Source organism: Eubacterium sp. AF36-5BH, assembly GCF_003460505.1.
Classification (GTDB): domain Bacteria; phylum Bacillota; class Clostridia; order Lachnospirales; family Lachnospiraceae; genus Eubacterium_G.
The window spans coordinates 35,170-54,487 of record NZ_QTVG01000011.1 but is presented as its reverse complement, the minus strand read 5'-3'; the positions used below and the strand labels follow the sequence as shown (position 1 = coordinate 54,487).

Sequence of the window (19,318 nt, the reverse complement as noted above, 5' to 3'; positions counted from 1 at the left end):
GCGTACCTCCTATAAAACTTCAGGTGCTAAAGATACTATTCTCATAAATTTCTTATCTCTTAATTCTCTAGCAACTGGCCCAAAAATACGAGTTCCTCTTGGGGACATATCATCTTTTATAATTACAGCAGCATTTTCGTCAAATCTGATGTATGAACCATCTTTACGACGAGCGCCTTTAACAGTACGAACTACTACGGCTCTTACAACGTCACCTTTTTTGACAACTCCGCCTGGTGTTGCATCTTTAACAGTAGCAACGATAACATCACCAATGTTAGCATATCTTCTAGTAGATCCGCCCATTACTCTGATTGTAAGTAATTCTTTAGCGCCTGTATTATCAGCAACTTTAAGTCTACTCTCCTGTTGAATCATGCTGTATTCCTCCTATCTCTATATAAGGCCTATTTAGCCTTTTCAATAATTTCAACAAGTCTCCATCTCTTATCCTTTGAAAGTGGTCTTGTTTCCATAACTTTTACTGTATCACCGATACCGCACTGGTTTTCTTCGTCATGAGCTTTTAATTTGTAAGTTCTCTTAACGATTTTGTTATATAAAGGATGCTTTACATGATCCTCTACAGCAACAACGATTGTCTTATCCATCTTGTCGCTGACAACTTTTCCTGTACGTGTTTTTCTTAAATTTCTTTCCACAACAATTCTCCTTTCTTAATTAGGGATTAACCTGTAACTATTCAGCAGCATTTGCCTTTTCAACTATTAAAGTCTGAATTCTGGCAATGTTTTTTCTAACTTCTTTAATTCTGCTTGTGTTATCTAACTGGTTTGTTGCGTTCTGGAATCTTAAATTGAAAAGTTCCTTTTTAGCAGCTACTAATTCATCTTCTAATTCTGCAGCTGATTTTGCTCTTAAATCTTCTACATATTCCTTAATTTTCACTGTTATCACCGCCTTCTAAATCTTCACGAGATACAACCTTGCATTTAATTGGAAGTTTGTGTGTTGCAAGACGTAATGCTTCTTTAGCCACTTCATCAGGGACTCCTGAAATTTCGAACATTACTCTTCCTGGCTTAACTACTGCTACCCAATATTCAAGTGCACCTTTACCTTTACCCATTCGAGTTTCAGCTGGTGTAGCTGTTACTGGCTTGTCTGGGAAAATCTTGATCCAAACTTTACCACCACGCTTTACGTAACGTGTCATAGCAATTCTGGCAGCTTCAATCTGATTTGACTTAACCCAACCAGGTTCCATTGCTACGATACCATATTCACCATATGAAATCTTGTTTCCTCTAGTTGCTTTTCCTCTCATAGAACCACGGAACTGTTTTCTATGTTTAACTCTTTTTGGCATTAACATTATTTATCGCTCCCTTCTTTAGTTGGAAGTATTTCGCCGTTGTAAATCCAAACCTTTACACCTACTTTTCCGTAAGTTGTATCAGCTTCCGCGAAACCATAATCGATATCAGCACGTAATGTCTGAAGTGGAATTGTTCCTTCGCTGTAGAACTCTGTACGAGCCATATCAGCACCACCAAGACGTCCTGATGTTGAAGCCTTAATTCCTAAAGCTCCAGCCTTCATTGTTCTAGACATTGCAGACTTCATAGCCCTTCTGAAAGATACACGGTTTTCTAACTGCTGTGCAATGTTTTCTGCAACAAGCTGTGCATCCTTATCAGGTCTCTTAACGTCTTTAACGTCCATGAACAACTTCTTATCTGTCATTTTCTGAACTTCAGCTTTAACTTTTTCTATTTCAGCGCCACCTTTTCCGATTACAAGACCAGGCTTAGCTGTGTAAACATTAACTCTTACTCTGTCAGATGATCTTTCGATTTCAATCTTAGAAACACCTGTACTGTATAATCTCTTCTTTAAGTATGTTCTGATTTTGTAGTCTTCAACTAGGTTGTCAGCAAAATCAGCTTCTGCATACCATCTTGAGTCCCAGTCTTTAATAACTCCGACTCTTAATCCATGTGGATTAACTTTCTGTCCCATACTTTGCCTCCTATCTTATCTCTCATCAAGCACAATAGTAATGTGGCTGTTTCTCTTTAAGATTCTATAAGCTCTACCCTGTGCTCTAGGTTTGATTCTCTTCATTGTAGGTGCTGAATTTGCATAGCATTCTGCAATGTAAAGTTTACTAACATCCATGTTATTGTTGTTTTCAGCATTTGCAATAGCTGAATTTAATAATTTCAAAATTACGCTTGATGCATATCTTGGGTTGTATGTTAAAATACCGATTGCTGTTTCAACATCTTTACCTCTGATGGCATCTAAAACGAAGCATGCCTTCTGTACAGACACTCTAGCGTAAGATAACTTAGCTGATGGTCTTGTATCTTTATTAGCATTTCTCTCTCTCTTTATCTGGGATCTATGTCCTTTTGCCATAGATGAGACCTCCTTTCAAATTCTAACGGTTATTTAACCTCTCTTTTCGTCTTTTCCGTGTCCTCTGTAAGTTCTAGTAGAAACGAATTCACCAAGTTTATGTCCAACCATATCTTCTGTAACATATACTGGAACATGCTTTCTACCATCATGGACAGCGATTGTGTGTCCAACCATCTGTGGGAAAATTGTTGAACGTCTTGACCAAGTCTTAACAACTGTCTTTTCATCAGTTTCGTTCAATGCTTCAATCTTCTTCATTAAGCTCTCATCCGCAAATGGGCCTTTTTTTAATGATCTAGCCATTAGTTTCTACCTCCTATTTCATGTTCTTTCCGTCACGTCTTCTAACGATCATCTTGTTTGACTTCTTATTCTTCTTACGAGTCTTTAAGCCAAGTGCTGGTTTACCCCAAGGTGTACATGGACCTGGACGACCAACTGGTGCACGTCCTTCACCACCACCGTGTGGATGGTCATTAGGGTTCATAACAGAACCACGAACTGTAGGTCTGATACCCATATTACGCTTACGTCCTGCTTTACCAATGTTTACAAGACCGTGTTCAATATTACCAACAGTACCAATTGTTGCTCTGCAAACTAAAGGTACTAATCTCATTTCTCCTGAAGGAAGTCTTAATGTTGCATATTTTCCTTCCTTAGCCATTAACTGAGCTACGTTTCCGGCAGCACGAACTAACTGTCCACCCTTTCCTGGATATAACTCAATGTTGTGGATTTCTGTACCAACTGGGATAGCTGATAATGGTAAGCAGTTACCAACTTTAACTTCAGCGTTTTCACCATTCATAAGTACATCGCCAACTTTTAATCCGTTAGGAGCAAGGATATAAGTCTTTTCACCATCAGCGTAGCAAATTAATGCGATGTTTGCTGTTCTGTTTGGATCATATTCAATACTCTTAACTGTTGCTGGAATATCAACTTTGTTTCTCTTAAAGTCGATAATTCTATATTTTCTTCTAGAACCACCACCATGGTGTCTAACTGTTATTTTACCCTGATTGTTACGACCAGCTGTTTTCTTGAGAGATACTGTTAAAGACTTCTCTGGTGCTGCCTTTGTAATCTCTGCATTGTCAAGCATAGTCATAGCTCTTCTTGAAGGTGTGTATGGGTTAAATGTCTTAATTCCCATTTTAATTCTCCTTTCAAACTAAACATTTATTATCACGCTTGTTTCTGCGTCTAACTATTTCCTGTAAGCGATAAGGTATCCTCCCACTTTGTGGGTCCCTCCTTACCGCAATCTATAAACCAGCGAAGATTTCAATATCTGCACTGTCTTCTGTTAACTGAACGATAGCTTTCTTCTTAGCTGCTGTCTTTCCAGTTACATAACCACGTCTACGGTTCTTGCCGTTTAAGTTCATTGTGCTAACGCTTTCTACTTTTGCTCCTTCGAACATTTTTTCAACTGCATCTGCAACCTGTGACTTAGTAGCTTCTGTGTGAACGTAGAATGTATATTTCTTTTCTGCCATAGCGTTCATACTTTTTTCAGTAATAACTGGTGAAAGTATAACGTCATAATATTTAATATCTGCCATTATGCGTACACCTCCTCAATTGTTGCTACAGCTGCTTTTTCAACTACTAATGTATCGTACTTAAGAATGTCGTATACATTGATTGTGTTTGTTAAAGCAGTTTTCACTGTAGGGATGTTCTTAGCTGATTTTACTGTGTTAGCATCATTTTCGTTTAATACTACTAATGCCTTGTCAGCCTTTAAGTTTGCCATAACCTTTGCAAATTCCTTTGTCTTAGGAGCTTCAAACTTAAGTTCATCAACTACGATTAACTTTCCTTCATTAACTCTTGATGTTAATGCTGATTTAAGAGCTAATCTCTTTTCTTTCTTATTCATCTTAAATGAATAATCTCTTGGTGTTGGAGCGAATACAACTCCACCGCCTGTCCACTGTGGAGATCTTGTTGAACCCTGTCTTGCATGACCAGTTCCTTTCTGTCTCCATGGTTTTCTTCCGCCACCGCTAACTTCTGAACGAGTTTTAGCTTTCTGTGTACCCTGGCGTTTGTTTGCGAGCTGGCTTACAACAGCCTGATGTACTAAGTTTTCATTAACTTCAACACCAAATACTGCATCGCTAAGTTCGATTGTTCCGACTTCGCTTCCTTCCATATTTAAAACAGATACTTTTGCCATCTGTGCGTTCCTCCTTTCAAATACTACTTACCGGCTTTAACAGATTCTTTAATTGTTACTAAAGCTTTCTTAGGTCCCGGTACAGCACCTTTAACTAAGAGTAAGTTCTTTTCTGCGTCAACTCTAACGATTTCAAGGTTCTGAGTTGTAACCTTCTTGCCACCCATGTGACCAGGCATTCTCTTTCCTTTAAATACCTTACTTGGTGATGAACAAGCACCGTTTGAACCAGCATGTCTATGATACTTTGAACCATGAGCCATAGGTCCTCTTGACTGTCCATGTCTCTTAATTGCGCCCTGGAATCCTTTTCCCTTTGCAATTGCAGTTGCGTCAACCTTATCTCCAGCTTCAAAAATTTCAGCCTTGATTTCGTCTTTAACTGCGTATTCACCTTCGAGTTTAAATTCTCTTACATATCTCTTGTAAGATACGCCTGCCTTGTCAAACATTCCCTTAACTGGTTTGTTAACAAGTTTTTCTCTGATATCTTCGAAACCAACCTGTACTGCATCGTAACCGTCGTTTTCAACTGTCTTAACCTGTGTTACTACACAAGGTCCAGCCTGAAGAACTGTTACTGGTACTAATTCGCCAGCTTCGTTGAAGATCTGAGTCATTCCAACTTTTTTCGCTAAAATAGCTTTCTTCATTTTAATTACCTCCTGTTAATCTACAGCGGATCGCTTTCCGCGATCATCCTAGAACAGTTCATAACTAATCCGTCTGATTAATTATCTATATAAACCTTCAAGGATAATTTCTCACTATTTGTTTTTCATTTTGATATCAATATAAACACCTGCTGGCATTTCAAGCTTTGATAAAGCTTCTACTGCCTTCTGGTTTGGAGTAATGATATCGATGAGTCTCTTATGAGTTCTCTGTTCAAACTGCTCTCTTGAATCTTTGTACTTATGAACAGCTCTAAGAATAGTAACTACTTCTTTCTTAGTTGGTAGAGGTACTGGACCACTAACTTCTGTTCCTGTCTTCTTTGCAGTTTCAACAATTTTCTTAGCTGACTGATCTACTAATTTGTGATCGTAAGCCTTAAGTGTAATTCTCATTACTTGTGCCATAAAAAAAGCCGCCTCCTTTTCGTACTATTTAGCACGACAAGCGGTGACCGTACAACCTTTCCGTGCGTGTCGTATTCTCTACAACTTTGCATGGACGTTTCCACTCTATGGTGGACTCAATTATTTGTACAGTGACTTGTCGCCAGTTTCCTAACTTGACATTCGCTCCACGGAAAACCTACATATATGTAATGTAGCAACCTCACGTTTCAACGCTATCATGTCACAGCAAGAGTTATCATAACACAACTCTTTTCTAAATGCAATACCCTTTTTCAAAAAGTTTTAAGTTTGCAAAATGTTTCTTTTTTCTTCAATAAACATTTAGGCAATCCTATATCTTGACTATTTTTCATAAACAAACACCTCCGACAATATACACAACCAGTATATACATTGCCAAAGGTGTTTTCAATACATGACCTATGTTTTACATTTCTGCTATTTAGTAATTCTCAGCATGTACTTCAAAGAAGCTCTGTGGGTGATTACATACAGGGCAAACTTCCGGTGCTTTTGTTCCTACGCAAATGTGACCGCAGTTTCTGCATTCCCATACTTTTACTTCACTCTTTTCAAATACCTGTGCTGTTTCAATATTCTTAAGTAAAGCACGATATCTTTCTTCGTGATGTTTTTCAATTTCTGCAACTAAACGGAATTTCTTTGCTAGTTCAGGGAAACCTTCTTCTTCCGCTGTCTTTGCAAATCCTTCATACATGTCTGTCCATTCGAAATTTTCACCTTCAGCTGCTGCTGCAAGGTTTTCTGATGTATCTCCCAAACCGCTTAATTCTTTGAACCACATTTTTGCATGTTCTTTTTCATTGTCTGCTGTCTTTAAGAATAATGAAGAAATCTGTTCATATCCTTCCTTCTTTGCAACTGACGCAAAATATGTGTATTTATTTCTAGCCTGTGATTCTCCTGCAAATGCAGCCTCTAAGTTTTTCTCTGTCTGTGTTCCCTCATATTTATTTGTCATAACGCTACCTCCAAATTTTGTATATTTTGTAATTAAAATAATTATAACACAACACTTCATAGAAACAACCTTTTATTGTTTCTAATTCTTTTATATTTTTAGCCTTTTCAACTTTTAACACTTAATAAACTTTAATTACTTTTAATTGTTTATTGATGCTTTCTATGTTAATATATTAGCGGTTATTAAATAATGGATTTTGCAATACATTATTGATTATTTAAAAATAAATTATTAATTATTTAAATATTATATTTCAGGATGCATTATGAACTAATCATACAAGATATTAAAAATCATATTATAATAGGAAGTAACCTATTAAATACTTAACTTTAAATTTTAACGATAAAGAGGATTAATTTATGTGGATTGCAGATAATTGGAAAGATTATGAAGTTATAGATACTTCAACAGGAGAAAAATTAGAGAGATGGGGTGACTATCTTTTAGTCAGACCTGACCCTCAGGTTATTTGGAACACTCCAAAGAAAAACAAAGGCTGGCACAAGCACAACGGTCACTATCACAGAAGCAACAAAGGCGGTGGAAAATGGGACTTTTTCAATTTGCCTGAGCAATGGACAATTAATTATAAGAACCTAACATTTAATCTTAAACCTTTTAGTTTTAAACATACAGGATTATTTCCGGAACAGGCTACTAACTGGGACTGGTTTTCAGAGAAAATTCGCAATGCCGGTAGACCTGTTAAGGTATTAAACCTTTTTGCTTATACAGGTGGGGCTACTTTGGCTGCTCTAGAAGCCGGTGCTCACGTTACACATGTTGACGCTTCAAAGGGAATGGTTACATGGGCAAAAGAAAATGCAGTTTCTTCAGGATTAGCTGACAGACCTGTTAGATGGTTAGTGGATGACTGTGTTAAATTTGTAGAGAGAGAAATTCGTCGTGGAAACAAATATGATGGAATCATTATGGATCCACCTTCTTACGGTAGAGGTCCAAAGGGAGAAACTTGGAAAATTGAGGAAAGCATTTTTCCATTTGTGGAATTATGTACAAATATTTTAAGCGATGACCCATTGTTCTTCCTAATCAACTCATACACAACCGGATTACAACCGGCAGTTTTAAATTATATGATTAACACTGCTATTGTGCCAAAGTTTGGTGGAAAAGTTGAAGCAGAAGAAATTGGGCTTCCTGTATCATCGAATGGTCTTGTTTTACCTTGTGGGGCTTCAGGACGTTGGAGTAAATAACAATGTGAAATATTATAACAAATTTTAAAATTTCAAAAAAATAGCTATGATTTTAACATACTGTTTTTAAGTTAATCAGTAATCAGATTACTAAGACCTTTTAAACAATACATAAAATCATAGCTGCTTTTTTATAAATTTTACTAATCTACTTTTAGATTATATTTCTAAATTATTCTTTTTATATTCTTGCAAATTAGATTTCCACTTCTTCCATAGTAAATTCTTTGTCCCTAATGTCAGAGCAAATCGCCATTATATAAAGTTTATCCAATTTTATTTGTAAGATGGCATAACCAGGATTGTCGATAATTCTTGGATTGCCATGACTTAAATCTATTTCAAATGAATTCAAAGGTTTCCTTAATCCTATTCCAATATTTTTTAGGTACGCTTCCTTTATTGTCCATATTTCATGGAAACGCTGTCTTTGAATTTCGTAGTTATCATTTTCATTGATATAAGCACATTCATTGGCACAGAAATTTTTTTCAGCAATAAGATGGTTATGTTTTTCCATTCTTTGAATATCTATACCAATATTAAAATCCGAAACCACTATAACAACATAATTTCCAGAATGAGAAATATTAAAAGACATCCTCGTTCTTGTAAAGTGAGGTTTTCCATTTTTGGCAACCATTATTTCATCTCTTATATCAAATTTTTCACGGATATAGTTAATAAGCAATCCTGCTCCCAGACATCTTAACTTGTCATCTGTTTTCTTTAAACGTTCTATTTTTGCAAGTCTTCTCGGACTTACTTCTTTTACTTTTTCTGCAAATATATTTTTATTTCTAAGTGGTGTTATATTAAAGTAATAAACCTTCATTTCATTTCCTCTTCTATTTTATATTTTCCTTAAATTATTCCGCATCTCTGCTAAATCTTAACATTATAATTCTATAATGTTAAGATTTTTGCCGGCTGTTGTTTATAGGCTATTGTTTGCCATTATTCTGTAATATCTGCCAGTTGAAATTTTATAACATTTTCCAAATCAGTTAAAGACAATTCTACCTGATAACCAATCTTTCCACCGCTAAACATAATTGTATCGTAATTTTTTGCAGTTTCATCAATTGTTGTTTTAAAAAATTTCTTCATTCCAATCGGTGAGCATCCTCCATGAATGTATCCTGTAAGAGGCAACAGTTCTTTTGATTTAAGCATTTCTATTTTTTTCTCACCAACAGCTTTTGCCGCTTTCTTTAAATCAAGTTCTTTAGAAACAGGAACTAAAAACACATAATAACTCTTTGATTTTGACACTGTTACCAAAGTCTTAAACACAGCATTTGGATCCTGACCTAATGTTTTCGCCACCTCATCTCCTGCTATTGCTTCTGTAGCAACATAGTTATGACTTTTGTATTTAATCTTTTTGCTATCTAATACTCTCATTACATTTGTTTTTTCTTCTTTTTTCATTTTAGATTCCTTCTTTTTCATTTGCTTTGTTTATATAGATTAATATTAATATAATTTTATATTAATATTAACCTGCATTAATTTGCATTTATAGTATTGATTTCATTTTAATTTCCATGAAACAAAAAGCAACCTGGTTCATGGGAATTTATTATGCCTATTGCCTGTAAATAAGAATAAATAATAGTGCTTCCAACAAAACTCATCCCTCTTTTTATTAGATCCTTTGAAATAGTATCTGACAATTGTGATGTAGTTTTGTCATATTCATATACTATTTTATTGTTTGTAAAGCCCCAAATATAATTATTGAAACTGCCAAACTCATTTATAATATTTTTAAATGCTTTTGCGTTTTTTACGGCTGCTGCAATTTTTAACCTATTTCGTATTATGCCTGGGTTGTTTTTTAATTCTTCCAACTTTTCATCATCATAATGGCAAATCTTATCCAGATCAAAATTATCAAAAGCTTCTATGAATGCTTCTCTTTTGTTTAGCACACATTCCCATGACAAGCCTGCCTGAAACCCTTCTAATATTAGCATTTCAAAAAGTTTTTGGTCGTCATGAATAGGTACGCCCCATTCCTTGTCATGATACTCCACATACTTTTTATTTTTTTCGTTAACCCAATGACACTTTTTTACTTCCTGCATTTTTTATCCTTATCTTTTAGTACAAGCAAATTTCTTGCGTTTTTATTCTTGTTTAAAATTCACGTTTTTGCTTCTTAATATTTATGAGAATCTTTTACTTCCAGTGTTTTCATTTTTTCATTTCCAACAGTCAATTATATAGCATTTGCAAAACTATTACAATTTACTATTTCATTTTTTGCACACAATTTATGTAAACATACTATTTTATTTTTTTACACACGATTACCATTCTGCTATTTTCGTTTGTATTTTCGCAAGTTGACAATGAAATTATTTTATCCTTATAAGTTATTTTTTCATTAGTGTTATAAAGACTTCGTTTAGAAATTTCATTAATATATTTATTTATTTTCTTTTTACCTGACCAATATGCCACGTTGTAATACTCAAAGGATTTTTTTACATTTACTTCCGAAACAAATGCGTATACCACCAAATATTTCCCGCTGTCTTTTATTGTATCAAATTGCACATACTTGTGTTCCTTGTAAAAATCCACATTTTTGTATTTTATCAAATCAGAGAACATTGTTCCGTTTTTCATATGATGACCATAAATTATAGTATTAAAATCCATAGGATCAACAGAACACTTTTCTCCTACAAATGGTGTTCCATATATTGAGTCCTCTTTTTTGAAATTGTGCATTAAATAAAAATCATAGGGTTTTGTAGTCTTCATAACAGGATAATTGATTTTTGTACCTTTAATTTTTATCCATCCTACAAAGTCGCTGTTTTCCTCGTATAACTTTGCATATTTCTTTTGAATATTATTTCCCTTAGCCTTTACCAACCCCTTCTGATTATTGTCTATTTTTTTCTCAATTGACGTAAAAATTTTCTTCTGTTCATGAGCCTGATAAAAGTACGTTACTATTTTATAGCCACTAACAGCCATTATTGCTATTAATATTATGGGGATTATTTTATCTTTAACTTTTTGCATTATTGTTTCCTTTACCTGTATAATTGCTTTTGCTCTTTTAATTTTACATTTATCTGATTTTTTTTCAATATGCATATTTTCAATTATAAAATTGTTGGATAAGCATTTTACTTTCTTTTCGCATCAGGATGCCTCCCTAGTGGAAGGTTTTTTATAATAATAATTTGCAGAGGAATTTCTTATTACACAAAAACGCCCTGGCTAATACATGATAAGTATTAGTCAGAGCATCTCTCAAAATTTATAAAGGAGTATTTAATTATTTGTTAGCTTTTCTTCTTGATGCATAAAAAATGTATGCACCTAATGCTAATGCAAAGATTCCAATAAACCAAAGAATGTTTGATGCTTCTCCTGTTTGAGCAGTATTTAATGAACCACTATTTGAAGAACTTTCATTTCCACTATTATTGTTATTATTTTTGTTGTTTTTGCCTTTAGCATTGTTGTTCTTATTTAAACTACCATTTTCACTTCCACTCTTTGATGTGGCTCTCTGTGACTTCTTGGTTGTCTTTTTACCTTTATTTTTCTTTGTTGTTTTTTTATTTGTTTCTCCAGCAGTTGTTGTAACACCTGTTTTTTCACTAGACGTTTCAGATATTGCCTGTGGTGTTGTCACTGGTGTTGTATCCTTAGGCGTTGTTGCCTGTGGTGTCGTTTCTTTTGTTGTTGACGCCGGTGTTGTATCCTTAGGCGTTGTTGTCTGTGGCGTTGTTTCTTTTGTTGTTGACACCGGTGTTGTGTCCTTAGGCGTTGTTGCCTGTGGTGTCGTTTCTTTTGTTGTTGACGCCGGTGTTGTATCCTTAGGCGTTGTTGCCTGTGGTGTTGTTTCTTTTGTTGTTGACGCCGGTGTTGTGTCTTTAGGCGTTGTTGTCTGTGGTGTTGTTTCTTTTGTTGTTGACGCCGGTGTTGTATCCTTAGGCGTTGTCACCTGTGGTGTTGTCTCAGTGCTTGTATCTAGTAAACCTAAATTCTGATACTTAACTTCTGCATGAGTAATATTTTGTTCAACCATTTCATCAATTGTTGGTAAGGTTATTTCTGTTATTTTAGCTTTATTAAGTTTGCCGGTTTCAGTATTACTTTCACCTTCTGCCTTAGAATCATCATGTCCCTTCTTATCATCATCCTGTGCAAACTGATTTGTTACCTTATACTTTGACAAATCAACATCCTCTGTTGATTCGAAATCAACATAATATTCTCCAGCTTCTAATTTTTCAAATTTGTAATTTCCATTTTCATCGGTTAACTGTTCTGCAACCTTTGTACCATCTTTTTTATAAAGAATAACCTTTGTGTTCTTTACTTCGATGTCATCATTGTTGAAAATTCCATCTTTGTTCTTATCAATAAATACCTTACCTTCTAAAGAACGATCATAAACCTTACTCATAGCTGTACTGACTAATGTTTCCTGAGAATAACTGTTAAATAAAACATCATTTGCCGCTGCATCATCCAAACTATAAGTCATATCAATTATAGAAGAGCTCATAGCTTTGAGAGAATCATCTACAAATGCCCACGCTGCAGGCCATCCATTTGTTAACCCTTCTCCTGTTATTTCACCTGTTGTCTTATCAATTGTTGCTACAGACCACTGCTTAACCTGCTCTAATGTAATCTGGCTTGCATACTTTCCTGCAAATGTCTTATCATTTGTATAATACACTTTTACATCATTTATATCTTTAATTTTGTTTATATTAATCTTCATTGAAAGAATTTTGTAACTACCCTTCATAACGGTTCCATTAACACCATCTACAGGCATTGAGTCTACAGCATAAACATTATCCGTTGCAGTATTTCCTGAATTATTAATGACCATTTTGTAATTTGCAGTTCCAAATCTTTCAAGATTTTTTGTGCCTGTTTTTGTAATATTAAATGATGATAATTTTACAATTGAAATTCCGGCTGTTGATAAATTGCCAAGTTCTGCTGCCTGTTTTCTCTTATCTTCATCTGTAGAAATCTTAGCAACATTTGTTAATGTTGCATTATTTGTCACATCATTTTCCGGATTTTCTTCATCACCTATTTTACAACTATAGTGAAGTGAAGGAAGATCACCATTTGTCACTTTCTGATTAGGTATTTTCCACTTTAATGTAGTTGTACCGTCTATGTTTTTAGTAATTGATTCAGGTTCAATATTATCTCCACCTGTCACTGTTCCTGCACTAGGTGTATTTTCTTTATATGTTCCTCCATATTTCGAGCTTCCTTCAACATACGTTAAGCCTTTAGGCAATATGTCAGTAATGTAAACATTTGTTGTAAAATCATCAGGTACAGTTACATCCTGTGCAAATTCTAACTGACTTGCCAAAACAAAGTCAACATATCGTTCGCCATTATCTAATGTATAAATTGATTTTCTTTCTGTTTTGTTTGTCTGTTCAACCTGTTTTGAAATCTTAGCATAATATGGAACAACGTAAACACTGTCCCCAAGTGGCCAACTATTTTTTTCGCCACCAATATATCCTGTTTCATCATATTTTGCCTTAACGTATCCTCTTCCGGGATCAAGATCAACTGTATGTTCTTGTGTTGGTGCTCCTGTTCCCTGCATATAACGATTTGTAGATGAAACTGCATACTGATACCATTTTTTTAAAGTTTCCTCTTCTTTTCCTTCTTCAAAACTTACAGTATCTGCATAATCGCTTATAAGCCAAGCATTAGTTGTAGCTGTAATTCCATAGGCATATTTTGTTATGTCAAAATTTTTCTTTATTTGGATAAATCCCTGTGTTTCAATAGATGTATCTTTTGTACCGGTATTACATCCACGCCATTCATATAGCATTCCCACACATGTATATCCGTGATTTTCCAGCTCCTCCAAAGAAGTAAAATAAACCAAATCTTCCTCTTTTGTATCGAGCATTTCGTCATCATAGCCTTCTTCATCCGGTTTTAATCCTTTATGATTCCAACCTGTTTTGTCAGGCTTCGCCGCAAAAACAGCGTTATAAACAAATGAGCCACTTCTTCCTGACATTGCATTAGCCTGCCTATCCATATTAAACTCAATAGCACTGTCATCAAATTTAACTAACTGATTAACTGCGATTGAATGTCCATTTATATTGCTCTGACTAACTTCCTTTTCAGCATAGGCAATTGTATACGCAAATTTACTGCCAACAGTTAACGCATCTGAACCATCATTAATATTTTTGTCTCTTTCTTCATCTGTGCCATAATGTATATGACCTTCTACATTAGAACTAAAATAAATAATCTGGCTTCTTTTTCCATCTGTTACTAAGGAACGTTCAAATGACTGATTATCATCTGTTGTAACTGTCTGTTTAGTAGTTTCCGTATCACTTACGCCAACAGCTTTCATATTGTCTACTGTAGCATTTATTTGAACTTCACCTGTTTTACTATTATATTCATCCTCAATTTTAACCGAACCATCAACTGTTGTTGTTGGCTGAATGACCTTCATTCTGCATGATGCAAAACATCCAATGGCAACTTTACCGTCACTCATATTATATTGATTTGAATTGGCCAAATCATGTTTTGGAAATTGTGACATATCAATCTTATAGTCTTTTACTGTAAAAGATATTTTACTACCATTTTGAACTGCACTCCAAATTCCACTGTTATAACATCCTGTGTCTCCGGCATCATTACTTGCCGGTATGTTCTTTACAGACAAAGCATCATTTTTGTTTTCATCTGTTGAAAATAATAATGGTGTATATGTCTCTGTTATATTTTGTAATGTTCCACCTGTTGGAAAAAATGTAGAGTTGAAATCCACATCGAATGTTATATCACCCTTTGGAAGTTCCACTCCTTTAATTCCCTTATCATAATCATCATTTCTCAACTGTAAAACAATACCATATACTGCTTCATATCCTTCTACTTTATTTTTATCCTTGTTATATGTAGCTGTTGAAAAATCAAATGTTCCTCTCTGACTACATGTTCCCTTTACTAATTGGATATTATACTTTGGCACTGATGTTACCTTTACTTCATCTGGTACAATCTGTACTGTTTCCTTATATCCTTCAACCCATGACTCTATAGTTGGCTGAACAATATCTCCTTCGCCTTTTCCACCTACTTCTAATACAATAGGTACTGTACATCCTCCCGGAATAGCAGCCCCATTAGTAGTTGGAAGGTTTCTATAAAAAGTATATATTTTTTTACCATTTTCTTTTTTAGTCTCTAAATCTTCGACCCAACCCATTGATGAAATTCCTAGTTGTATTTCATCATCGTCATCAACAGTTACCTTGTAACCTACTCTGCCTTCCGCAAATGTCTTGTTGTTTCTTGATTGAATTTCTGTTGCCACATTATAGGTTATAGAATCGTAAGATCTTACTCTGTCATTACTTTTTGATGAATCATTTCCTCTTTCATCATTCTCGTCGAATTTTGGAGTTCCTGTTTCAATTCCTTCACCCCAAACTGTTCCATTCTTACTAATAATTGCAAGCTTACTAATATAAGCTTCATCTGCTGCCTCACTTCCTCCTGCAGCGCTGTCTACTGCTGCCATTCTTACAGCTTTGGCAGTCTTTAATGTCTTTGTGTTTTTGCTCACCAATAGATTTCCATAGACACTAGTTGGAATAATAGTTGCAACTAATGCTAAAATCAATATTAGTGATGTCAATTTCTTATTTAATTTAGCCTTACCCATAACAACCTCCTGGTGTGGTTTTACCACAATATTCTCCTTTTTTCTTATTTTTTTCGCATATATTATAATAATTTGTGGTAATAAAAAAAAATATAAAATCCTTTATGTACTTATAAAGGATTTTATATATATTCTTCTTCCTATTTATTTTTTAACATACTTTTTCAACTTTCAATTTGCTTTTAGAATTTTTATTCCTTTCATTTCTGAACTTTTCTTTTGCTTTTAGAATTTTTTATTTTCTATAGTTTTTTATTTTTCACTTATAACTCTTCCATTATCCATTTCATAAACCTTATCGCATAGTACATCTATGTCTTCTCTATTATGACTGGCAATTAAAATGGTCTTCCCCTGTTTCTTTAGCTGTAACAGATATTCTCTTACTTCCTGAACCCCATGGTTATCAAGTCCGTTCATTGGTTCATCAAGAATTATGATATCCTGATCCTCCATTGTTGCCTGTGCAATGGCTAAACGCTGTCGCATTCCTAAAGAATACTTACCTACTTTTTTTCTGCTATAAGGATCTAAACCCACATTTTCCATAACGCTTCTTAAGTATTTCTTATCCCTTTTATTATTAATCATATATAAGTATTCTAAATTCTTCATACCACTTTTATTTCGCAAAAAACCCGGTTCTTCTATTATAATACCTGCCTTTTTCAGAACTTTCATATCCTTTCCCATTACCTTACCATTTACTGTAATGGTTCCTTCATTTAATTTGACAAACCCACAAATACTTTTAAACAGAACTGTTTTTCCCGAGCCGTTTCTACCAACAATTCCACATATTTCACCTTTGTTACATGTGATGTTCACATGGTCAAGAACTGTATATTTGTCAAATTTCTTTACAGCATTATCTACCTTTATAGTAACTTGTGACATTTCTACCTCCATCTTATTTCTTAAAATATTTTGTTTGAATTTATACAAATAATTCATATTTCCGAAATTCCCATAGCTTTTAATCCTCATTTGTATAATTCAAACTCATTCTATTTATTCTAATAACGCTTACTATGCTAAAAAATACCATTGCTATTATTAATTCTATAAGACATTGTGACATTGTAGGTGTTCCCAGAGAATAGTCAAAATCCGATTTTTGTTTTCCTAATACTGTAATATCAAGCCATGAGCATGGAGAAACATATACAAGTACTCCTATAGCAATTCTTAGATTGTATGCTACTATCATTAGTATTTCAAAACATGCTCCCATACAAATTCCTATTACTCTATTAAAAACCAGACTAAACGTAAACATTAAAATTCCCATAAACATAACTATCACCATTACAAACAATGCACATACAATTAAGCTTTCCCATGGAGTATATTTATTTAATATACTGCTTGGAAACTTTACGCAATCGTACTCTAGATTCTTATCTGTCAATGACAATGTATATGCTATTTTTCCCCATTGATTATTGATGTCTCCTCTTATTAAGAATGGCATTATACTTGTAACTGCTGCCATAACAATAAAAACAAATGACATAGCAACTATATGTATAATTTGTTTAATTGCCCAGTATGACTTTCCTTCCCTAATAATACAATACATTTCTGAAGACTTTAAAAAAGGTACTCCAGAGAAGAAATATAACATTATTGCTATAAATCCACAGTCATACTCAAAATCATATAGGTACATTGGTAAAACTGTAACATTAATATCATATCCTACATCTTTTGCCATATTAAGTAATGGTATTGCAAAGACAAAATTATATATAAAAAGTAAGACTAATGTTGATAATGCACGGGATGTGAAAATTTTATCCTCTAACGAATAAAATATATGTTTTGCATAATTAATTTTGTTAATCAACTATATTCCTCCTAAATTTTATTGTTATTAGCATTCCCAAAACTATTATTATTCCCAACGTCGGTGCTATTATCTGCACTATTAATTCCACCCATGTTTTCTGTTGAAAACTATTTATCATATACACATATATATAACCTGGAAAATTGGGAATCAGTTCTATCATAATATAGTTTCCTACTGTTATTAATATGCACGGAACACATAAAACTAATAGCCTGTTCTTAATGTATAACGAAGCCAACATAGAGCATAATGAAGTAATACAATATAAAAGCGACTGAAACAATATCATAATCATAAATATGGTCACGTATTTCTTTTCTTCCACTAAACCTTTAAACAGATTAGAATCCATCAAATCACTTAATACAAAATTATCAGCACCTGTCTTGTACCAATTAAATCTGAAGAACGTTTTTGACATAAAGGCATACAATATCATTCCTAACATAAATGACACAATTACTGATACTACTACAGTAATAATTTTTGAAAGAATGTATGTATTTTTTCCACTTCGGGTGACACTGTATAAATAATTTTTGTAATTTAAATCATCACACAGACAATCAGAAAATGTCAATGCAGTAAATATAAATACCATTATTCCAAAATGACTCATAACCAAGGCATAATACAAGCAATCAAAAATCGAATCACCCTTTGCTAATATTGAAAGATCTATTCCACCTGTTCCACTTGCTCCAAGAAAAGGAATTATAGCTATACATAGAACAATAATTACAAATTTAAAATTAAATAATGCTCTGTATAAATCTGTTTTTAAACACCTTATCATAATTCCAACGCCTCACCGGTAGACGCATCAAAAAACAACTGCAATCTACTTATTCCATTTTTATTTTTTTCAAGCATATAACATTCATAAATTGGAGTTACTTTATCGTTTTCCTTGATGTTAGTATAATAACATAACTTAAAACTCATAATGCTATACTTCTCTTCTCCTTCAATGTTAGAATACTGAGTTGAAATATTATCCAGAATATCCTGAGGATTTTTTATTGATACAGTCTTATTGACATTTCCAAAATCAAAGGCTGATGTGATTTCAATATATTCAAATCCTCTTTTAGAAACTATAGCAACAACAGATGCTTTTGAATCTTCGTAATTTTGAAATTCACCTTCAAATTCATGGTATTCAACTATTCCATTAACTTTCTGTCTAATACTAATATAATAGCAATCATCTTTTTCCGACCAATTTCTTTTTTGGATTTTTGAGTTGATTGTTCCATCTACATCGTAATGTTTTTCATATTTTTTTAATTGCTCATATTTTATGGCATAACAATTATATTCAACTTCCCCTAAATTAATATTTATATCTTGTAGCTGTTTTTTTACCCATTTTATAGCATTTTTTCTTGTCATAAATTTTAAATTTTCAGTTAGTGAAAACTTGTCTAAATTATAACTATCGTCTCGGATGTCGGTATATATAGAACTTTCATAATAATCATAATTTTGTGAAGTATAGAAAAAGCCTCCATATTTTCGTATGTACAAGGAATTATTGAGATTATCTCTATAATAGCCTTTTTCTATCATCTTTACATTATTACTGTTATTCCCAAAAAGTAGTTTTTTTAATTTATCTGTATCTATTTTTTTTCTTTTTGCTTCAATTAGCTTCACATTGTTTGGAACATTTTCAACAGTAGTATCCAGAGATATATTATCTCCGGATACATGATACTGTTTTGAAGAATTATTAGATGTTTCATTTTTTGCAATTCCTGAATTGTTACATCCAACAAAGGAAGTTGCAAGAAAACACGTTGTTGCTAACAATGTGATTTTTTTTAGTAACTTGTACATCTAAT

The 19,318-nt window shown here is 33.6% G+C and carries 23 protein-coding genes; 1 reads left to right on the top strand and 22 read right to left on the bottom strand.

Annotated features, from left to right (window positions below; all coding sequences use genetic code 11):
- Nucleotides 1–9 precede the first annotated feature (9 nt).
- The 13 genes from rplN to rbr form a co-directional block, all read right to left on the bottom strand.
- The gene (gene rplN / locus DW006_RS10860; protein WP_022165555.1) at nucleotides 10–378 is read right to left on the bottom strand and encodes a 50S ribosomal protein L14; all 369 of its coding nucleotides are present in this window, start codon (nucleotides 376–378) and stop codon (nucleotides 10–12) included.
- Between the two features lie 29 nt (nucleotides 379–407).
- Complete coding sequence (rpsQ, locus tag DW006_RS10855; RefSeq protein ID WP_347475138.1) at nucleotides 408–668, bottom strand: 30S ribosomal protein S17; 261 nt, start codon at nucleotides 666–668, stop codon at nucleotides 408–410.
- A gap of 31 nt (nucleotides 669–699) precedes the next feature.
- Nucleotides 700–909 carry a 50S ribosomal protein L29 gene (gene rpmC, locus DW006_RS10850; protein ID WP_022165556.1) on the bottom strand — a complete coding sequence of 70 codons (210 nt, stop codon included), beginning with the start codon at nucleotides 907–909 and terminating at the stop codon, nucleotides 700–702.
- On the bottom strand, nucleotides 899–1,336 hold the full coding sequence (rplP, locus tag DW006_RS10845; protein WP_022165557.1) for a 50S ribosomal protein L16: 438 nt from the start codon (nucleotides 1,334–1,336) through the stop codon (nucleotides 899–901). The genes rpmC and rplP overlap by 11 nt, the downstream gene beginning before the upstream one ends.
- Nucleotides 1,336–1,983, bottom strand: coding sequence for a 30S ribosomal protein S3 (gene rpsC, locus DW006_RS10840; protein WP_022165558.1), 648 nt, complete (start codon nucleotides 1,981–1,983; stop codon nucleotides 1,336–1,338). Before rpsC ends, rplP begins: the two co-directional genes overlap by 1 nt.
- A gap of 15 nt (nucleotides 1,984–1,998) precedes the next feature.
- Complete coding sequence (gene rplV, locus DW006_RS10835; RefSeq protein WP_022165559.1) at nucleotides 1,999–2,385, bottom strand: 50S ribosomal protein L22; 387 nt, start codon at nucleotides 2,383–2,385, stop codon at nucleotides 1,999–2,001.
- A gap of 33 nt (nucleotides 2,386–2,418) precedes the next feature.
- Nucleotides 2,419–2,691, bottom strand: a complete 273-nt coding sequence (rpsS, locus tag DW006_RS10830; RefSeq protein WP_022165560.1) for a 30S ribosomal protein S19 — start codon at nucleotides 2,689–2,691, stop codon at nucleotides 2,419–2,421.
- Between the two features lie 13 nt (nucleotides 2,692–2,704).
- Nucleotides 2,705–3,547, bottom strand: a complete 843-nt coding sequence (gene rplB, locus DW006_RS10825; protein ID WP_118000537.1) for a 50S ribosomal protein L2 — start codon at nucleotides 3,545–3,547, stop codon at nucleotides 2,705–2,707.
- 112 nt (nucleotides 3,548–3,659) lie between these two features.
- The gene (rplW, locus tag DW006_RS10820) at nucleotides 3,660–3,959 is read right to left on the bottom strand and encodes a 50S ribosomal protein L23 (RefSeq protein WP_118000535.1); all 300 of its coding nucleotides are present in this window, start codon (nucleotides 3,957–3,959) and stop codon (nucleotides 3,660–3,662) included.
- Complete coding sequence (rplD, locus tag DW006_RS10815) at nucleotides 3,959–4,579, bottom strand: 50S ribosomal protein L4 (protein ID WP_118000533.1); 621 nt, start codon at nucleotides 4,577–4,579, stop codon at nucleotides 3,959–3,961. Before rplD ends, rplW begins: the two co-directional genes overlap by 1 nt.
- A gap of 23 nt (nucleotides 4,580–4,602) precedes the next feature.
- Nucleotides 4,603–5,232: a 50S ribosomal protein L3 gene (gene rplC / locus DW006_RS10810; protein ID WP_022165564.1), complete on the bottom strand. Its 630-nt coding sequence runs from the start codon at nucleotides 5,230–5,232 to the stop codon at nucleotides 4,603–4,605.
- Nucleotides 5,233–5,346: 114 nt separating this feature from the next.
- Complete coding sequence (gene rpsJ, locus DW006_RS10805) at nucleotides 5,347–5,661, bottom strand: 30S ribosomal protein S10 (protein ID WP_022165565.1); 315 nt, start codon at nucleotides 5,659–5,661, stop codon at nucleotides 5,347–5,349.
- A 445-nt stretch (nucleotides 5,662–6,106) separates the two neighbouring features.
- Nucleotides 6,107–6,646, bottom strand: a complete 540-nt coding sequence (gene rbr / locus DW006_RS10800; protein WP_118000531.1) for a rubrerythrin — start codon at nucleotides 6,644–6,646, stop codon at nucleotides 6,107–6,109.
- 365 nt (nucleotides 6,647–7,011) lie between these two features.
- On the opposite strand from rbr, the gene DW006_RS10795 reads away from it, so the two are divergent.
- A complete protein-coding gene (locus tag DW006_RS10795; RefSeq protein WP_118000529.1) occupies nucleotides 7,012–7,872 on the top strand; it encodes a class I SAM-dependent methyltransferase in 861 nt (286 codons plus the stop codon).
- Between the two features lie 196 nt (nucleotides 7,873–8,068).
- On the opposite strand, the gene DW006_RS10790 is transcribed toward DW006_RS10795, so the two are convergent.
- The 9 genes from DW006_RS10790 to DW006_RS10750 form a co-directional block, all read right to left on the bottom strand.
- A complete protein-coding gene (locus tag DW006_RS10790) occupies nucleotides 8,069–8,707 on the bottom strand; it encodes a 4'-phosphopantetheinyl transferase superfamily protein (protein ID WP_118000527.1) in 639 nt (212 codons plus the stop codon).
- A 122-nt stretch (nucleotides 8,708–8,829) separates the two neighbouring features.
- The gene (ybaK, locus tag DW006_RS10785) at nucleotides 8,830–9,306 is read right to left on the bottom strand and encodes a Cys-tRNA(Pro) deacylase (RefSeq protein WP_118000525.1); all 477 of its coding nucleotides are present in this window, start codon (nucleotides 9,304–9,306) and stop codon (nucleotides 8,830–8,832) included.
- 107 nt (nucleotides 9,307–9,413) lie between these two features.
- Complete coding sequence (locus tag DW006_RS10780; protein WP_118000523.1) at nucleotides 9,414–9,965, bottom strand: DNA-3-methyladenine glycosylase I; 552 nt, start codon at nucleotides 9,963–9,965, stop codon at nucleotides 9,414–9,416.
- Between the two features lie 202 nt (nucleotides 9,966–10,167).
- Entirely contained in the window at nucleotides 10,168–10,917 is a 750-nt protein-coding gene (srtB, locus tag DW006_RS10775) for a class B sortase (RefSeq protein WP_158561123.1), read from the bottom strand.
- 259 nt (nucleotides 10,918–11,176) lie between these two features.
- Nucleotides 11,177–15,616, bottom strand: coding sequence for an SdrD B-like domain-containing protein (locus DW006_RS10770; protein ID WP_118000519.1), 4,440 nt, complete (start codon nucleotides 15,614–15,616; stop codon nucleotides 11,177–11,179).
- A gap of 252 nt (nucleotides 15,617–15,868) precedes the next feature.
- Nucleotides 15,869–16,513, bottom strand: a complete 645-nt coding sequence (locus DW006_RS10765; RefSeq protein WP_199521909.1) for an ATP-binding cassette domain-containing protein — start codon at nucleotides 16,511–16,513, stop codon at nucleotides 15,869–15,871.
- A 79-nt stretch (nucleotides 16,514–16,592) separates the two neighbouring features.
- The gene (locus DW006_RS10760) at nucleotides 16,593–17,465 is read right to left on the bottom strand and encodes a hypothetical protein (RefSeq protein ID WP_118000517.1); all 873 of its coding nucleotides are present in this window, start codon (nucleotides 17,463–17,465) and stop codon (nucleotides 16,593–16,595) included.
- The gene (locus DW006_RS10755) at nucleotides 17,458–18,267 is read right to left on the bottom strand and encodes a hypothetical protein (RefSeq protein ID WP_118000515.1); all 810 of its coding nucleotides are present in this window, start codon (nucleotides 18,265–18,267) and stop codon (nucleotides 17,458–17,460) included. Before DW006_RS10755 ends, DW006_RS10760 begins: the two co-directional genes overlap by 8 nt.
- Nucleotides 18,264–19,313, bottom strand: coding sequence for a hypothetical protein (locus DW006_RS10750; protein WP_118000513.1), 1,050 nt, complete (start codon nucleotides 19,311–19,313; stop codon nucleotides 18,264–18,266). Before DW006_RS10750 ends, DW006_RS10755 begins: the two co-directional genes overlap by 4 nt.
- Between the last annotated feature and the right edge of the window lie 5 nt (nucleotides 19,314–19,318).